Origin of the sequence: Shouchella sp. JSM 1781072 (assembly GCF_041949915.1) — a bacterium.
GTDB lineage: Bacteria > Bacillota > Bacilli > Bacillales > Bacillaceae_D > Shouchella.
Window position 1 is genome coordinate 1025738 of record NZ_JBHFQE010000001.1, and the last position, 15505, is coordinate 1041242.

Genomic DNA, 15505 nt, shown 5'->3' on the forward strand with positions numbered 1-15505 from the left:
AATAATCACCGCAGTCAGTCATATTAATAGGACAATGTCATAGAATTGGTAGTGGTTAGAGGTATAAGACTCGGCTGCATCATATTTTACTTGACCGGGAGGGGAATGATCTTGTTGGAAAAAGTAGATATCTTTAAAGATATCGCGGAGCGAACAGGTGGCGACATTTATCTCGGTGTCGTTGGAGCGGTTCGCACGGGAAAATCGACCTTTATTAAAAAATTCATGGAACTTGTGGTGCTTCCAAACATTGAAAACGAAGCAGATAAGAATCGAGCTCAAGATGAGCTTCCACAGTCTGCGGCAGGTAAGCAAATCATGACGACGGAGCCGAAATTTGTGCCGAATCAAGCGGTGTCCATTCATGTTGACGAAGGCTTAGATGTAAACATTCGTTTAGTGGACTGCGTTGGGTATGCTGTACCTGGTGCGAAAGGGTATGAAGATGAAAATGGACCGAGGATGATTCACACCCCTTGGTATGAAGAACCGATCCCATTTCAAGAAGCAGCTGAAATCGGGACAAGGAAAGTGATTCAAGAGCATTCAACGCTTGGAGTAGTGGTGACAACAGATGGCACAATTGGAGATATTCCAAGAAGTGATTACGTTGAGTCAGAAGCGAGAGTCGTTGAAGAGCTAAAAGAAGTGGGCAAACCGTTTATTATGATTGTTAACAGCGTAAGGCCACACCATCCAGACACGGAACAACTGCGGTCTTCGCTTTCAGAAGAATATGATATACCGGTTCTTTCAATGAGTATTGAAGGGATGAATGAGCACGACATTAACAGCGTGCTAAGAGAAGTTTTATTTGAATTCCCTGTTCATGAAGTGAACGTCAATCTTCCTAGTTGGGTCATGGTTTTGAAAAACGATCACTGGCTTCGTGAAAGCTATGAAGAATCGGTTCGTGAGACGGTGAAAGATATTAAACGGCTTAGGGATGTGGATCGGGTTGTTAGCCAGTTCACAGAGCTCGAATTTATTGATCAAGCAAAACTTGCTGGAATTGAAATGGGTCAAGGAATTGCAGAAATTGACCTATATGCTCCAGACGAACTGTATGATCAAGTATTAAAAGAAGTTGTAGGTGTTGAAATTCGAGGCAAAGATCATCTACTCTCCCTTATGCAAGACTTCGCTCATGCGAAAACAGAGTATGATCAAGTTGCAGATGCGCTGCGAATGGTCAAACAAACCGGTTACGGAATCGCTGCTCCTTCTTTGACCGACATGAGTTTGGATGAGCCCGAAATCATTCGCCAAGGCTCCCGCTTTGGAGTTCGACTGAGAGCAGTAGCGCCATCCATTCATATGGTGAAAGTAGATGTAGAGTCGGAGTTCGCCCCAATTATTGGAACTGAGAAACAAAGTGAGGAACTCGTTCGTTACTTAATGCAAGACTTTGAAGAAAACCCACTTTCCATTTGGAACTCAGACATTTTTGGTCGGTCATTAAATTCAATTGTGCGAGAAGGGATTTCTGCAAAGCTATCGCTAATGCCTGAAAACGCGCGCTACAAGCTGCAAGAAACTCTTGAACGTATCATTAATGAAGGATCCGGCGGTTTGATTGCCATTATTTTGTAAATGAAAGAACTCTCTCCACTGGAGTGAGTTCTTTTTGCTTTTCCTCTATAGTTTTGCTAATCTTTACTAGAGATAATTAGTGGGAAGCACGATGATGGAGGGACGATCATGGTTGATCAAGATAAAATACAAACAGCAGTAAGAATGATTTTAGAAGCAGTTGGAGAAGACCCAGAGCGAGAAGGGCTCCTCGACACACCAAGAAGAGTAGCGAAAATGTATGAAGAGATGTTTAGTGGATTACATGAGGATCCAAAAGCTCATTTGCAAACAGTCTTTACTGAAGATCATGAAGAGTTAGTACTTGTAAAAGACATGACGTTTTATTCGATGTGCGAACATCATTTAGTTCCTTTTTTTGGTAAGGCGCATATTGCATACATTCCAAATAACGGAAAAGTTACTGGTTTGAGTAAATTAGCGCGGACATTGGACGGAATCGCAAGACAGCCTCAAGTACAAGAACGAATGACAAAGTCAATTGCCGATGCGCTGGAAGAAACATTAGGTGCAAAAGGTGTCATGGTTGTTGTATCAGCTGAACATATGTGTATGTCCATGAGAGGGATTAAAAAGCCTGGTTCTAAAACCGTTACATCGGCAGTTCGCGGAACATTTAAAGAAGATGCTGTCGCTAGGCAAGAAGTGTTATCTCTTATTTAAAAAAGGAGGATGGATATGAGTAAAAGTGACGATTTTTTTGTAATTAAAGCAAAAGACAATGGGGTTCAAGTGATTGGCTTAACACGTGGATCAGATACACGCTTTCACCATTCTGAAAAACTTGATAAAGGTGAAGTCATGATTGGTCAGTTTACCGAGCATACATCAGCAGTGAAAGTAAGAGGCAAAGCTGTTATACAAACGAGCCATGGTACTATGGATACAGAGGAAGACTAATTTAACGAGTAATAGTGTTTATGATTGAAGCGCTGTGCTATACTTGGGAAAGAAATTCTGTATAGTAGGCGAAAGAAGGGAAAGTTTGTATGAGAGAAAAAGGGGCGGTAGTTATTTCAAATGCTACTGAACTGAAACAGCATTTTGACCAACTTGTTCGACATGACTATTTACAACAATATATTGATGATACGAGGCCAGATCAAGATGAACTATGGCTAGCGCACCAGTTGATTCGTGACGTAGAGCAGCAAGAACGGACCCTAGCGATCTCATTGGCGTGGGGCTTTGTTCATGCTGGCGTGATGATTCATGACCTCGTATCTTTACATAATAAGGAAGACGATACGTTAAAAAAGAGAAGACAGCTGAACGTGCTTGCTGGAGATTTTTATAGTGCACGTTATTATCAATCCCTAGCTCGCGTCAATGCAGTGGATATGGTAGAGCTGTTTGGCAGTACGCTACAGGATATTTATGAATTAAAAATGACTCATTATATGGACAAGTCGTTAACGGAAGATGAATTACTGCACCGAAAAACAGCGATTGATGCATTGCTTTTATTAAGAATTCTAGGGAAGGAAGAAGAGGAGTCTTATGTAGAGAGACTTCATCTATACTTTCTTAGTAAAAAAATAACGAGGCTATTAAAAAGTGAAGCATCAGATGTTGACACGACACGTTTGCGCGAAAAACAACAAACTTGCGAAGAGAAGCTAAAGCAGTCGATTGATACTACACGCAACGATACACTTGACCAATTTTTGACTGATTTTTTTCGTTTGACTGAGGAGGACCGTTAAATGAACCACCCTAAGGAAGAACGGGTTCATCGTGTCTTTCAATCCATTCACAAGAGATATGACATGATGAATTCTGTTATTAGCCTTCAACGGCATAAAGCGTGGCGCAAAGATACGATGACACGAATGGCGGTTAAAGAAAATAGTTCGGCTCTGGATGTCTGCTGTGGAACTGCGGATTGGTCCATTGCACTAAGTGAAGCTGTTGGTGATGGCGGTAAAGTCGTAGGACTCGATTTTAGTGAAAATATGTTGCTAGTAGGAAAAGAAAAAGTCGAGCAACAAAACATAAAGAACGTTGAGCTTATTCAAGGAAATGCAATGGAGCTTCCATTTGAAAACGACACATTTGATTATGTAACAATTGGATTTGGACTACGAAATGTACCAGACTATATGCAAGTGTTAAAAGAAATGGTTAGAGTAACAAAGCCAGGTGGGAAAATTGTCTGTTTAGAAACTTCGCAACCGACTATTCCCGGGTTTAAGCAGCTTTATTTCTTTTATTTTAAACATGTGATGCCTCTTGCTGGCAAAGTTTTAGTGAAAAAGTATGATGAATACGCATGGTTACATGAATCAACACTCCAATTTCCAGATCGAGAGAAGCTTGCAAAAATGTTTCAAGAAGCTGGCATGACTGGAATTGAAGTGAAGAGCTATACAGGTGGTGTCGCATCCATGCATTTAGGACAGAAACCGAAGTCTAGCTAGTAAGAGGGGAAGACAAAATCATGGGAACTGCAGTAGGATCAAAAACAAAAACATTTATGCGAATGATAAAAATTGAACATACGATTTTTGCGCTTCCATTTGCTTTTTTTGCGATGTTGTTAGGGAGTCTCGTTGTGAATGGACAATTTCCAACGCTATGGCAATGGTTTTGGGTAACAATTGCGATGATTGGAGCAAGAAGTGCGGCTATGTCATTAAACCGCGTGATTGATGCGAAAATTGATAAGCATAACCCGCGGACTGCGTCACGAGAGATTCCGGCTGGATTATTATCCAAAGCAGATGTATGGATTTTTATCGTTGCATCGTTTGCGCTTCTTTTTTTAGCGGCGTTTAATCTTAATTTACTATCAGTCTATTTATTACCGATTGCCGTGTTTTTTCTCGTATTCTATTCTTATACAAAGCGTTTTACTTGGCTATGTCATGTCGTATTAGGAATTACAATCGGGATTGCGCCTCTCGGTGGATGGGTAGCAGTGACGGGAGAACTTTCGCTAACGCCATTTTTACTATTTGGTGCTGTTCTTTTCTGGTTAGCTGGATTTGATACAGTGTATGCTACGCAAGATGCAGACTATGATGCAGCAAACGGGTTGCATTCAATACCGAGTCGATTTGGGGTTGCGAAAGCGCTTATGATTGCTAGAGGATTTCATGTTGTAAGCTTTCTTTTTTTTGTTTTATTGTTTTTCAATTCTCCTCTTAGCTGGTTTTATTTAATAGGTGTTCTTGTTGCTGGTATCATTATGATTTATCAGCATTCGATTGTAACAAAGGATGATCTGTCGCGCGTTCAATTGGCATTTTTTCCTATGAACGGGACGTTATCTGTTCTCCTTTTTGCATTTGCATTTGTTGATATGTTGCTGTTGCGCTTTGGGTGATTTGATCATCTGATTAGCACGAAAGGGTTTCGGTTAAAATATAGGCAAGGTAAGTGTCAAAGAAGTGAAGGCTGAATAACGTGTTTTGAGTGTGAGGAGCAATGATTTTCGCTAGAAAAGAAAGACTTTATTGAACATCCCGTACTCATATTCACCAAGTGGTGAAAGCAAGATTTGATTTAAAATTAGCAGTCTTATTAGCTGCGTAAGGGTGGCGTTCATGAAGTTAGCAGATATATATAAAGAATTTCAAACAGATATTGAATACATTGAATCCATATTAGAGCGTACGCTGTCGGCTGAACACCCAGTTTTAACTGAAGCTTCCACAGACTTATTAAAAGCTGGCGGAAAACGTATCAGACCGGTGCTAGTCCTGTTAGCAGGAAAGTTTGGGACGTATGATTTAGAACAGTTAAAACATATTGCAGTTTCGCTTGAACTTATTCATATGGGCTCTCTTGTACATGATGATGTGATCGATAATGCATCTCTTCGCAGAGGAAATGAAACAGTTATGGCAAGATGGGATAACCGCGTTGCTATGTATACTGGGGATTATATTTTTGGACATGCAATTGAAACAACGAAAGCGTTTCAAGAAAAACAAGTCCATGTCATTATTTCGGATGCGATGCATCAAATGTGCCTTGGTGAGGTAGAACAGATCCGCGATCAATATAACTGGGATCAAACGATTCGGACATACTTTAGACGAATTAAACGAAAAACTGCGTTGCTTATTGCTGTTAGTTCCCAACTTGGAGCAATTGCGGCGAATGTAGAAAAAGAGCTACAGCAGCAAATGTATTATTTCGCCTATTTTCTTGGCATGTCTTATCAAATAATGGATGATATTTTAGATTTTGTTGGAACAAAAGAGCAGCTTGGAAAACCTGCAGGCGGGGATTTGAGACAAGGAAACGTAACCCTCCCAGCACTTTATGCTATGGAAACGAATGAAACGTTCAAAGAAGCGCTACGATCAGCATTGACAAAAGAAACAGCAAAAACGATTGATATGGAGCCGTTTCTTCAAGATGTGAGAGACTCTGGTGGGATCGAATACGCGCAAGATTTAAGCGATCGCTACTTAAACAAAGCGTACACACTGTTAAATGAGTTTCCGGATTGCGATGCAAAAAATCAATTAAAACAAGTTGCGGCTTATATCGGACGCAGAAAATATTAAGAACGAATGATGCGCTAAAGGACGACAACCCTTTAGTGCTTTTTTATGTGGAAATGAACGTGGAACATGTATAGGTTAAAGGAATATCCGTTTAATTCATATTATATTCGTCACTCATCGCGCGGGTGGACGCTTTCTGCGGGCAACGCTTCAACCCTTTCGATAACATCACGCTTGGATTTTCGGACTGTTGCTTTTCCCGTCCGAGTCGCCATTAGCGCGAATGAGAAAGACATGAGAGAAAAATAAGGTTTACATACCCCTAGTTCCATTCACTATATTTCCTAGTAGAACCAAGCCAGTTTTCGGATTAAACGATTCATTTTTCCAGAAAAACGTCAAAATCATTGAAAAAACGAATATTTTCGCTATTTTTATTGTTAGCGCTTACTTGTTTTGCTATACTAAAAGAGCAAACAGAATATCAAATAAAGATAAAGTGGGGTAGGAATGTTGGAACGTACATATATCATGATTAAACCAGATGGAGTTCAGCGTAACTTAATTGGAGCGATTGTTTCTCGTTTCGAGCAAAAAGGATTTAAACTAGTCGCTGGAAAGCTCGTCACGTTAAGCAAAGAAACAGCAGAAACACATTATGGCGAACATCGAGAAAAGCCGTTCTTTAACGAACTAGTGAGTTTCATTACGTCTGGACCTGTTTTTGCGATGGTGTGGGAAGGGGATCAAGTTGTAAAAATCTCTCGTCAACTAATTGGCGCAACAAACCCAGCGGAAGCAGCACCAGGTTCGATTCGCGGTGATTATGCTGTACAAGTTGGAATGAACATTATTCACGGTTCTGATTCAACAGAGAGTTCAGCGCGTGAAATGTCGATTTTCTTTTCTGAAGACGAATTATCGACGTATGAAAAAAATTCAGACGTTTGGGTGTAAATAATGTTTGTCAACCTTCAAGGTGAAAGCCATGAAGGTTTTTTGTTTTTTTCAAACCAATACTCACGTAACAATTCCGATCAAACCGAGTTTCATGTTACACTGTTAAATAAAATGAAAGTGAAGGTACAGTCATGCATGCTAACGATGACTATTTGGTGTTTTCAACGATCTTTGAAGAACTAACAGGGATTCAGCTTAACGCCTACAAGCGCTCGCAAATGGAGAGGCGATTGCGATCGTTAAGCGTCAAGCATAAAATGCCAGATATGGCTATGTTTGGACAAGCGGTAAAAGAGCGACCAGATTTATTGCGTGAATGCAAGGAAAAGATGACGATAAACGTCACATCGTTTTTTCGTAATGCGGATCGTTGGGAGACGTTTGTTCACTTGCTTCAGTCCCATTACAAGCAGCACAATCAACCTTTGCGCATTTGGAGTTCAGCTTGTTCTTCTGGAGAAGAAGCTTATACAGTGGCGATGCTTTGCAAATCAAACAATCTCCCTCTTGAGAATCAACGTCTTTTTGCATCGGACTTAGATGAGTCGATCATCGCAAAAGCGAAAAATGGGGTTTACTCATTTCAAACAACACCTCCGTTCGATCAGCAACTTCATTCTGAATATGTGAGTAAAAAAAGCGATGGATTTCATGTGTCAAATGAACTTAAAAACAGGGTGTCTTTTTCGATCATTGATCTTATTCATGATGACTATCCAGAGCAAATGGACGTCATCATCTGTCGAAATGTTTGCATTTATTTCACGGAGGAAACGAAGCAAGTTATTTTCAGGAAACTGAGTAATGCGTTACGACAAGGAGGCCTCTTGTTTGTTGGAAGCACGGAACAAATTTTTCACCCTCATACATATGGCTTAACAGCGGTTGCTCCGTTTTTTTATAAAAAATCAATTTGAAAAATAGATTCATAGTTGGTATAATTTTAGATAATTTAGCGCGTAAAAGTGATAAAGTGAATGGTTGAAGGAGTGGAAAGAATGAGGTTTTTGACAGCGGGAGAATCACACGGGCCGCAGCTAACAACAATTATAGAAGGGGTTCCTGCACAATTACGTCTTGTGGAAGACGATATTAATCGGGAACTTGTGCGAAGACAGGGTGGCTATGGTCGAGGACGCCGCATGCAAATTGAAAAAGACCAAGTGAAAATTTTGAGTGGGGTCAGACACGGGTATACAACTGGGGCGCCGATTACGTTTGTCGTTGAAAACAACGATTGGAAAAACTGGACAAAAATTATGGGCTCAGCGCCGATTTCAAAGGAAGAAGAAGAGAAAATGCGTCGTCGTTTAACTCGACCCCGTCCAGGTCATGCTGACTTAAATGGTGCCATTAAATATGGTCATCGTGATATGCGGGATGTTCTTGAGCGCTCCTCTGCTCGAGAAACAACGGTGCGGGTAGCATGTGGTGCCCTAGCAAAAGTAATCCTAAGGGCAATTAACGTTGACGTTGCAGGGCACGTTCGAATCATTGGTGGAATTGAAGCGAATGTTGAAGAGCATCTTTCTGTTAAGGACATTCAGGAACGTTCTGAAGTATCGCCTGTCCGCTGTTTAGATGAACAGGCCGGCGCAAAAATGATGGAAGCCATTGATCAAGCTAAACAAGATGGTGACAGTATTGGTGGGGTCGTTGAAGTCGTTGTTGAAGGGCTTCCGATCGGGTTAGGAAGTCATGTTCACTATGACCGCAAGCTTGATGGTAAAATCGCCGGTGCAGTCATGAGCATTAACGCGTTTAAAGGCGTGGAAATTGGCTTAGGGTTTGAAGCGGCGAACCGTCCAGGTAGTCAAGTCCATGACGAAATTATTTGGAATCAAGAGGAAGGCTACCGACGTCGTACCAATAACCTCGGTGGCTTTGAAGGTGGTATGACAAACGGTATGCCAGTCATTGTCAAAGGCGTCATGAAGCCGATACCAACTCTTTATAAACCATTAAAGAGCGTAGATATTGAAAGCAAAGAAGCATTTGATGCTGGGGTTGAGCGTTCAGATAGTTGTGCAGTTCCGGCAGCTTCGGTTGTATGCGAGAACGTAGTGGCGTGGGAAGTAGCTTGCAGTGTATTAGATACATTTCCTGCTGATCAAATAGAAGATTTACAACAAGCGGTCTCCCGTCAAATGGAGAAAGCAAAGGGATTTTAATATGAATATTTCTGTCCAAACGAGTGAAAAAACCTATGAAGTGATGATTCGGTCTGGTCTAATAAACCAGGCTGGGCATTACATAGAAAAGATGATCCCTGCTTCAAGCTACCTTGTGATCGTTGATCAACATGTCGCTTCTTATTACTTAGAGGCGTTTTTACAAACATTTCATACAGCGAATATACACGTTTCAGTTGTGCCAAGTGGAGAACAATCTAAGTCGTTTCAACAGTATGAACAGCTACTAAATGATTGCTACGCTTTTGGGTTAGATCGATCTTCTGTCATCATTGCTTTTGGGGGTGGCGTTACGGGAGATCTTGCTGGGTTTGTTGCGGGTACGTATATGAGAGGCATTCGCTTTGTCCAAGTGCCAACGACTCTGCTTGCCCACGATTCAAGCGTTGGGGGAAAAGTGGCGATTAACTTAGCAAAAGGAAAAAATATCGTGGGATTGTTCCACCAACCGGAGTTGGTCCTATATGATCCGGATCTTTTACGAACATTGCCAAATCAAGAATGGCGGTCTGGTTTTGCTGAAATTGTAAAAATGGGGTTTATTGCGGATAAAGACTTTTTGCTATGGCTTAAAGCGGAAGTTGCGCAGTTGCCGATTCAAGACGAAAAAAAACTTGAGTATATGATCGGAAAAGCAGTCGCTTTAAAAGCGGACATTGTTCAACAAGACGAGAAAGAAATGGGGATTCGTGGCATCTTGAATTTTGGTCATACTCTAGGCCACGCAATCGAAGGTGAAATGGGCTATGGAGCACTCACACACGGAGAAGCGGTTGCAATTGGAATGGCTTTTGCGCTAAAAGTGAGTGAACAAAAAAAAGGTCGTGATTTTTCATCATCCGTCTATCTTGAATGGTTAGCGTCACTTGGTTATCGCCTCACGGTACCGCAAGTATTAAAGAGTGAGAATTTACTCGCGCAAATGATGAAGGATAAGAAAGCGCGTCATGGAACGTTAAACTATGTTCTGCTAGAGGCAGTTGGAGACGCTTCAATAGAGGCAATTGATGCGACCGAGCTAAAAACGTTTTTTGATTGAAATTGAAGGGGGCGATTTGTTGTGATAAGAGGAATTCGAGGAGCTACAACAGTAGAAAACAATGAAGCAAAAGAAATTGAAGTCGAAACAGAACGTCTTTTAAGAAAGATGGTCGCCGAGAACGGCATCGATGCACCTGATATTGCACAAGTGCTTATCACGGTGACAGCAGATATCAATGATTGCTTTCCGGCAAAAGCATTACGAAATTTAGATGGGTATGATTATGTTCCCGTCATGTGCGCACGAGAAATCCCAGTAAAGGGTAGTTTGCCTCTTTGTATTCGCATCATGATGACGGCCCAAACAGTAAAACAACAAGAAAACATTCAACATATTTTTTTAAATGGAGCGACTGTATTACGTCCAGATTTAGTCAATAACGGGTAATGAAAATGGTTGACGCCGATCCTATTTTACGTTAGAATACGTGCAAGTAATAGTTGAGTAGAGTTTAGAGTAGAGACTAGTTGAGAATGAGTAGAGCGGAGCGAATAGAGACGAAGTAATATAACCCCTTCTAAATAAAATATATGCTTACGGAGAAGCGTCAACCTCCAACCGCTCTTCATTTTCACATCACAAGGAGTGAGTGATAAATGAAGGTAATTTCCCCTACACAAAAAACAAATCGTAAATTGAAGAAGTCTGTTGTGATTGCTTGTATGCAAACAAAGCGACTTCACTCTTCACCTTTAAATGAATCCAAACAAAAACCATATGTAAATAAAGAAGTTCTTTATCATGCTTGCTATAGAAATGAAGGTGCTCGCGATGATAAATGAATTGTTAAACCGTTGCTTAAACCACGAGACATTATCAGAACATGATGCTGAATTATTAATGTCTGAGATTATGCTTGGACGATTAACAGATAGCCAAATTGCTAGTTTCATTACACTGTTACGCTTCCGTGGCGAAACAGTAGATGAGCTTGTTGGCTTTGCCCGTGCGATGCGTAACATGGCAGAACCATTTCCTCTACAAACGGAACGGACCATTGATACGTGTGGAACAGGTGGCGATGGTTTGTCCACGTTTAATATCTCGACGGCGACTGCAATCGTATTAGCGTCAATGAATATACCAGTAACGAAACATGGCAATCGCTCTGTATCATCCAAGACAGGCAGTGCGGATGTATTCGAAGCACTCGGAATTGATATTCAGTCGACCGTTACAGAAGCTGCAGAAAAGTTAAAGCGACAATCTCTTTGTTTTATGTTTGCGCCACTTTATCATCCATCGATGAAACATGTGATGAAAACAAGAAAAGAGCTCGGGTTCCGAAGTATTTTTAACTTGCTTGGTCCGTTAACAAACCCTGCAGGAGCACAACATCAGTTGCTTGGCGTAAACAGCCGCTCGACTGCTGACCAAATTGGTCAAGTGTTAAATCGATTAGGAACAGCTCATTCGATCGTTGTGAGTGGTGCCGATGGTCTTGATGAATGTGCAATACACGGGAAAACGTATCTTGTTGATGTAAAAGCAGGAGAAACACACTCTTATGTGATTCAACCTGAAGACTATGGTTTGAAACAAGGATCATTATCGGCTATACAAGTTCACTCATCCTATGAAAGTGCCCAGTTAATTAATCAAATTTTGCTTAATGAAGCACCAAGTGAAGCGATTGATATCGTCGTGTTTAATGCAGGTGTCGCTCTGTACGCTGGTGATTATGTCGATTCGATCCAAGCAGGCGTGGACCGGACAAAAGCAGCTCTTTTAACTAAACAATCATTCACTTATTTAACGTCCATTCAAAATGAAAACAGGGGGATAAAACATGCTTGATGAAATTATCGCATCAAAAAAAGAAGAAGTACGAACGCTGCAAATGCCTGAACGTGAAAGCGTGAATCGAACAAGTCTAAAACAAGCGTTGATGTCTTCTTCATTTGATCTCGGCTTAATTGCCGAAATCAAGCAAGCGTCTCCATCAAAAGGATTGCTCGTTACTGATTTGAATGTTTCTAAGATTGCGCAAACGTATGAAAATGCTGGAGCTTCAGCCATTAGTGTATTAACCGATTCTCCTTTCTTTAAAGGGGAGAAGCGCTATATCAAACAAGTGAAAGACCTTGTTCATCTTCCTGTTTTAAGAAAAGATTTTATTATTGATGAAAAACAAGTAGAGGAATCGTATCGCTTAGGTGCAGATGCGATCTTATTAATTGCAGGAGTGGTAAGCAATGAAAAACTTCAATCGTTATATGAACAAGCTTATGACCTTGGAATGGAGTGTCTAGTTGAAGTTCATAACAGTGAAGAAGCTTTATCGTTGCTAGACCATGTACAACCTGAGATGATCGGAGTGAATAATAGAGATTTAAAAACCTTTCGAACAGACATTACTCATACAGAAACGATTTTGAAGCATTTGCCTAAGCAGTCGCTTGTTGTTTCTGAGAGCGGTATTCGCACGAGAGCAGATTTATCCTATTTAAAGCAACTCGGGGTACAGGGTGTGTTAATGGGCGAAACGTTAATGAAAGCAGACGATCAAGCGAAAGCGATACAGTCTCTTTTTGCAAATGAGAAAGCATTGCGATGAAAACAAAATATTGCGGAATCGGCTCAAAAGAGGAACTACAAGTGGTAGCGAATGCAGGTTGTGCGTACATCGGCTTCGTATTTGCTGCTAGCAAGCGGCGTGTTGAGCTTAGCGACGTTATTTCTTGGCTTCATTCTGTTGAATATAACCAAGAAATCGTTGCGTTAGTCGTACACCCAACGTTAGAAGACGTAAAGGCACTTTATGAAGCGAAAGTCTTTTCAATCCTGCAGCTTCACGGCAATGAGACAGTAGAAGATGTAAAAGAGCTTCGTGCTCATTTTCCTGCTTTAAAGATTTGGAAAGCCGTCCATGTGGATGAAGAGGCAAACAAAAAGCTACACGCGTTTGCGCCTCATGTTGATGCTCTTTTGCTTGATACAAAAACAAGTCACGCATGGGGAGGTACGGGCAAAACGTTTGAATGGAGAAAAATCCCTGGTTTTATAGATGTACTAAGCCCCTACAAGAAACCTCTTTTGATTGCAGGAGGAATTAATCGTACGAATGTTCAAGCGCTATTGCAGTATGACGTATACGGACTTGATCTCTCGAGTGGGATCGAGCGAAATGGAAAAAAAGATCAACACGCCATTGAAGAATTAGAAGAGGTGATGGAGCAATATGAAAACAGACGTTTACCCTACTAAACAAGGTCGATTTGGAGAATACGGCGGACAGTACGTTCCGGAAACATTAATGAGCGCGATTGAAGAGTTAGAATTGGCCCTTGATGAGGCGTTAGAAGATGAGCAATTTCAGGCAGAGTTGGATAACCTTCTTCAACAATTTGCTGGTCGAAAAACACCGATCACCTATGCGGATCAATTTAGTAAGGCCCTTGGTGATGACGTAAAGATTTACCTCAAAAGAGAGGATCTTTTGCATACAGGGGCTCATAAATTAAATAATGCTCTCGGGCAAGCCCTTCTAGCAAAACGGATGGGGAAGACAAAAGTAGTTGCCGAAACTGGCGCTGGTCAGCATGGAGTCGCAACCGCAACGGTAGCGGCAAAATTCGGTATGGAATGCCTCATTTATATGGGAGAAACCGATATGGAACGACAAAAGCTCAATGTATTTCGAATGGAATTGTTAGGAGCAAAAGTAATTCCGGCTGTAAGCGGAAGTCGGACATTAAAAGACGCGACGAATGAAGCGATTCGTCATTGGGTGACGCATGCTGAGGATACCTTTTATATTATCGGGTCTGTGGTAGGTCCACACCCTTACCCGAAGATGGTGCGCAATTTTCAACGCATTATCGGCGATGAAGCAAAGGAGCAGATGGTTACAGAATACGATTCGTTACCTGAAACAATCATTGCTTGTGTTGGTGGCGGGAGCAATGCAATCGGTATGTTTTATCCTTTTATTGACGAAGACGTTGAACTAATTGGTGTGGAAGCAGCAGGTTACGGCGTAGAGACGAACCAGCATGCTGCAACGATTACAAAAGGAACAAAAGGAATCATTCATGGTTCTTTAACGTATTTACTTCAAGACGAGGTTGGTCAAATTACAGAACCGTATTCAATTTCTGCAGGCCTCGATTACCCAGGAGTCGGTCCAGAGCACGCTTATTTAGCAGATTCAAAGCGTGTACGCTATGAAGCGGTGACGGATGAAGAGGCGCTTACGGCCCTTCGTATGCTGGCAGAGCATGAAGGAATCATTTGTGCTTTAGAAACGGCCCATGCGGTTGCGCAAGCGATTAAAGAAAGTAAAGCTAGTAAAAAAAGCGCAATCTTAATTTGTCTTTCTGGACGTGGAGACAAAGATATGCACACACTATACAAAAACTTCGAGGGAGGAGAATCCAATTGAATCGATTACGTTCTGCATTAGAAAAAGATCAATTGTTTATTCCGTTTATTACAGCTGGTGATCCTTCACTAGCTGTCACAATGGAGCTGATGCTTTCTTTACAAAGGAGTGGAGCTGACGTTATTGAATTAGGCGTTCCTTATTCAGATCCACTAGCAGATGGTCCAACCATTCAAGCGGCTTCTCTACGAGCGATTAAAGGCGGGGCTACTTTGCCAAAAATTTTACAAATTGTACCCGAAGCCCGTAAGCGAGGACTGACGATTCCTGTTATTTTGTTTACGTATGCCAATCCTCTTTATCAGTATGGGTTCCAACGATTTGTGGATGAAGCTGCTTCATTTGAAGTCGATGGTGTTCTCGTTCCAGATCTTCCTTTTGAGGAAGGACAAGAATTGACGTCCCTATGTACAGCAAAAGACCTCTCGTTTATCTCAATGATTGCGCCGACGTCCCATGAGCGAATTGAAAAAATTGCTTCCGCAGCTAGCGGATTTTTATACTGCGTATCATCTACTGGAGTTACAGGAGTTCGAGATGAACTTCCTGCACACTTGCATGAATTTATTACAGCGGCAAAGCAACATGCACGTGTGCCCTGTGTTGTCGGATTTGGCGTCCACAAACGGGAACAAGTGGAAATGATTCAACACTATGCGGATGGGGTTGTCATCGGAAGTGCGATTGTGAAACAGATTGAGCAAAAAGGAGAGCGTTTGTTACAGCCGGAAGAACAAAGCGCAGCATTAATGGAGTTTGAAGACTATATTAAAGAATTACGTGGGATAAACGTTCATTCTGTTTAAAAAGAACCTTGCTCATCTGCAGCTTTTCTCGTAGGATAACTAGTAAGACTATCGAAAGTAGGTGTAGG

Annotated in this window: 18 protein-coding genes; all 18 read left to right on the forward strand. The window is 41.4% G+C overall.

Annotated features, from left to right (window positions below; translation table 11 throughout):
* The first annotated feature begins 114 nt into the window (after positions 1-114).
* Positions 115-1593, forward strand: a complete 1479-nt coding sequence (gene spoIVA, locus ACE1TH_RS05445; protein ID WP_099302102.1) for a stage IV sporulation protein A — start codon at positions 115-117, stop codon at positions 1591-1593.
* A gap of 108 nt (positions 1594-1701) precedes the next feature.
* Entirely contained in the window at positions 1702-2256 is a 555-nt protein-coding gene (gene folE, locus ACE1TH_RS05450; RefSeq protein ID WP_099300868.1) for a GTP cyclohydrolase I FolE, read from the forward strand.
* A 15-nt stretch (positions 2257-2271) separates the two neighbouring features.
* Complete coding sequence (gene mtrB / locus ACE1TH_RS05455; protein ID WP_099300867.1) at positions 2272-2493, forward strand: trp RNA-binding attenuation protein MtrB; 222 nt, start codon at positions 2272-2274, stop codon at positions 2491-2493.
* A gap of 89 nt (positions 2494-2582) precedes the next feature.
* The gene (locus ACE1TH_RS05460) at positions 2583-3299 is read left to right on the forward strand and encodes a heptaprenyl diphosphate synthase component 1 (RefSeq protein WP_099300866.1); all 717 of its coding nucleotides are present in this window, start codon (positions 2583-2585) and stop codon (positions 3297-3299) included.
* The gene (locus ACE1TH_RS05465; protein ID WP_099300865.1) at positions 3300-4013 is read left to right on the forward strand and encodes a demethylmenaquinone methyltransferase; all 714 of its coding nucleotides are present in this window, start codon (positions 3300-3302) and stop codon (positions 4011-4013) included. It abuts the gene before it with no gap.
* Positions 4014-4033: 20 nt separating this feature from the next.
* Positions 4034-4921 (forward strand): UbiA-like polyprenyltransferase, encoded by an 888-nt coding sequence (locus ACE1TH_RS05470; RefSeq protein WP_099300864.1) that lies wholly within the window; start codon positions 4034-4036, stop codon positions 4919-4921.
* A 220-nt stretch (positions 4922-5141) separates the two neighbouring features.
* A complete protein-coding gene (gene hepT, locus ACE1TH_RS05475) occupies positions 5142-6113 on the forward strand; it encodes a heptaprenyl diphosphate synthase component II (protein WP_099300863.1) in 972 nt (323 codons plus the stop codon).
* Between the two features lie 453 nt (positions 6114-6566).
* Positions 6567-7010, forward strand: a complete 444-nt coding sequence (gene ndk, locus ACE1TH_RS05480; RefSeq protein WP_099302101.1) for a nucleoside-diphosphate kinase — start codon at positions 6567-6569, stop codon at positions 7008-7010.
* A 134-nt stretch (positions 7011-7144) separates the two neighbouring features.
* Entirely contained in the window at positions 7145-7930 is a 786-nt protein-coding gene (locus ACE1TH_RS05485) for a CheR family methyltransferase (protein ID WP_375078479.1), read from the forward strand.
* An 81-nt stretch (positions 7931-8011) separates the two neighbouring features.
* Complete coding sequence (gene aroC / locus ACE1TH_RS05490; protein ID WP_099300861.1) at positions 8012-9184, forward strand: chorismate synthase; 1173 nt, start codon at positions 8012-8014, stop codon at positions 9182-9184.
* A gap of 1 nt (position 9185) precedes the next feature.
* On the forward strand, positions 9186-10244 hold the full coding sequence (gene aroB / locus ACE1TH_RS05495; RefSeq protein ID WP_375078480.1) for a 3-dehydroquinate synthase: 1059 nt from the start codon (positions 9186-9188) through the stop codon (positions 10242-10244).
* Between the two features lie 21 nt (positions 10245-10265).
* Complete coding sequence (gene aroH / locus ACE1TH_RS05500; RefSeq protein ID WP_099300859.1) at positions 10266-10634, forward strand: chorismate mutase; 369 nt, start codon at positions 10266-10268, stop codon at positions 10632-10634.
* 209 nt (positions 10635-10843) lie between these two features.
* The gene (locus tag ACE1TH_RS05505) at positions 10844-11029 is read left to right on the forward strand and encodes a hypothetical protein (protein ID WP_099300858.1); all 186 of its coding nucleotides are present in this window, start codon (positions 10844-10846) and stop codon (positions 11027-11029) included.
* Positions 11019-12044, forward strand: a complete 1026-nt coding sequence (gene trpD, locus ACE1TH_RS05510; protein ID WP_099300857.1) for an anthranilate phosphoribosyltransferase — start codon at positions 11019-11021, stop codon at positions 12042-12044. Before ACE1TH_RS05505 ends, trpD begins: the two co-directional genes overlap by 11 nt.
* Positions 12037-12804 (forward strand): indole-3-glycerol phosphate synthase TrpC, encoded by a 768-nt coding sequence (gene trpC, locus ACE1TH_RS05515; protein ID WP_099300856.1) that lies wholly within the window; start codon positions 12037-12039, stop codon positions 12802-12804. The genes trpD and trpC overlap by 8 nt, the downstream gene beginning before the upstream one ends.
* Complete coding sequence (locus tag ACE1TH_RS05520; protein ID WP_099300855.1) at positions 12801-13454, forward strand: phosphoribosylanthranilate isomerase; 654 nt, start codon at positions 12801-12803, stop codon at positions 13452-13454. Before trpC ends, ACE1TH_RS05520 begins: the two co-directional genes overlap by 4 nt.
* The gene (gene trpB, locus ACE1TH_RS05525; protein ID WP_375078481.1) at positions 13429-14631 is read left to right on the forward strand and encodes a tryptophan synthase subunit beta; all 1203 of its coding nucleotides are present in this window, start codon (positions 13429-13431) and stop codon (positions 14629-14631) included. Before ACE1TH_RS05520 ends, trpB begins: the two co-directional genes overlap by 26 nt.
* On the forward strand, positions 14628-15437 hold the full coding sequence (gene trpA, locus ACE1TH_RS05530; protein WP_375078482.1) for a tryptophan synthase subunit alpha: 810 nt from the start codon (positions 14628-14630) through the stop codon (positions 15435-15437). Before trpB ends, trpA begins: the two co-directional genes overlap by 4 nt.
* The last annotated feature ends 68 nt before the right edge of the window (positions 15438-15505 follow it).

Excerpts from the sequence above, each read along its gene's own strand:
- folE (WP_099300868.1), top strand. The coding sequence starts at position 1,702 with ATGGTTGATCAAGATAAAATACAAACAGCAGTAAGAATGATTTTAGAA.
- mtrB (WP_099300867.1), top strand. The coding sequence starts at position 2,272 with ATGAGTAAAAGTGACGATTTTTTTGTAATTAAAGCAAAAGACAATGGG.
- ACE1TH_RS05460 (WP_099300866.1), top strand. The coding sequence starts at position 2,583 with ATGAGAGAAAAAGGGGCGGTAGTTATTTCAAATGCTACTGAACTGAAA.
- ACE1TH_RS05465 (WP_099300865.1), top strand. The coding sequence starts at position 3,300 with ATGAACCACCCTAAGGAAGAACGGGTTCATCGTGTCTTTCAATCCATT.
- ACE1TH_RS05470 (WP_099300864.1), top strand. The coding sequence starts at position 4,034 with ATGGGAACTGCAGTAGGATCAAAAACAAAAACATTTATGCGAATGATA.
- hepT (WP_099300863.1), top strand. The coding sequence starts at position 5,142 with ATGAAGTTAGCAGATATATATAAAGAATTTCAAACAGATATTGAATAC.
- ACE1TH_RS05485 (WP_375078479.1), top strand. The coding sequence starts at position 7,145 with ATGCATGCTAACGATGACTATTTGGTGTTTTCAACGATCTTTGAAGAA.
- aroC (WP_099300861.1), top strand. The coding sequence starts at position 8,012 with ATGAGGTTTTTGACAGCGGGAGAATCACACGGGCCGCAGCTAACAACA.
- aroB (WP_375078480.1), top strand. The coding sequence starts at position 9,186 with ATGAATATTTCTGTCCAAACGAGTGAAAAAACCTATGAAGTGATGATT.
- ACE1TH_RS05505 (WP_099300858.1), top strand. The coding sequence starts at position 10,844 with ATGAAGGTAATTTCCCCTACACAAAAAACAAATCGTAAATTGAAGAAG.
- trpD (WP_099300857.1), top strand. The coding sequence starts at position 11,019 with ATGATAAATGAATTGTTAAACCGTTGCTTAAACCACGAGACATTATCA.
- trpC (WP_099300856.1), top strand. The coding sequence starts at position 12,037 with ATGCTTGATGAAATTATCGCATCAAAAAAAGAAGAAGTACGAACGCTG.
- ACE1TH_RS05520 (WP_099300855.1), top strand. The coding sequence starts at position 12,801 with ATGAAAACAAAATATTGCGGAATCGGCTCAAAAGAGGAACTACAAGTG.
- trpB (WP_375078481.1), top strand. The coding sequence starts at position 13,429 with ATGAAAACAGACGTTTACCCTACTAAACAAGGTCGATTTGGAGAATAC.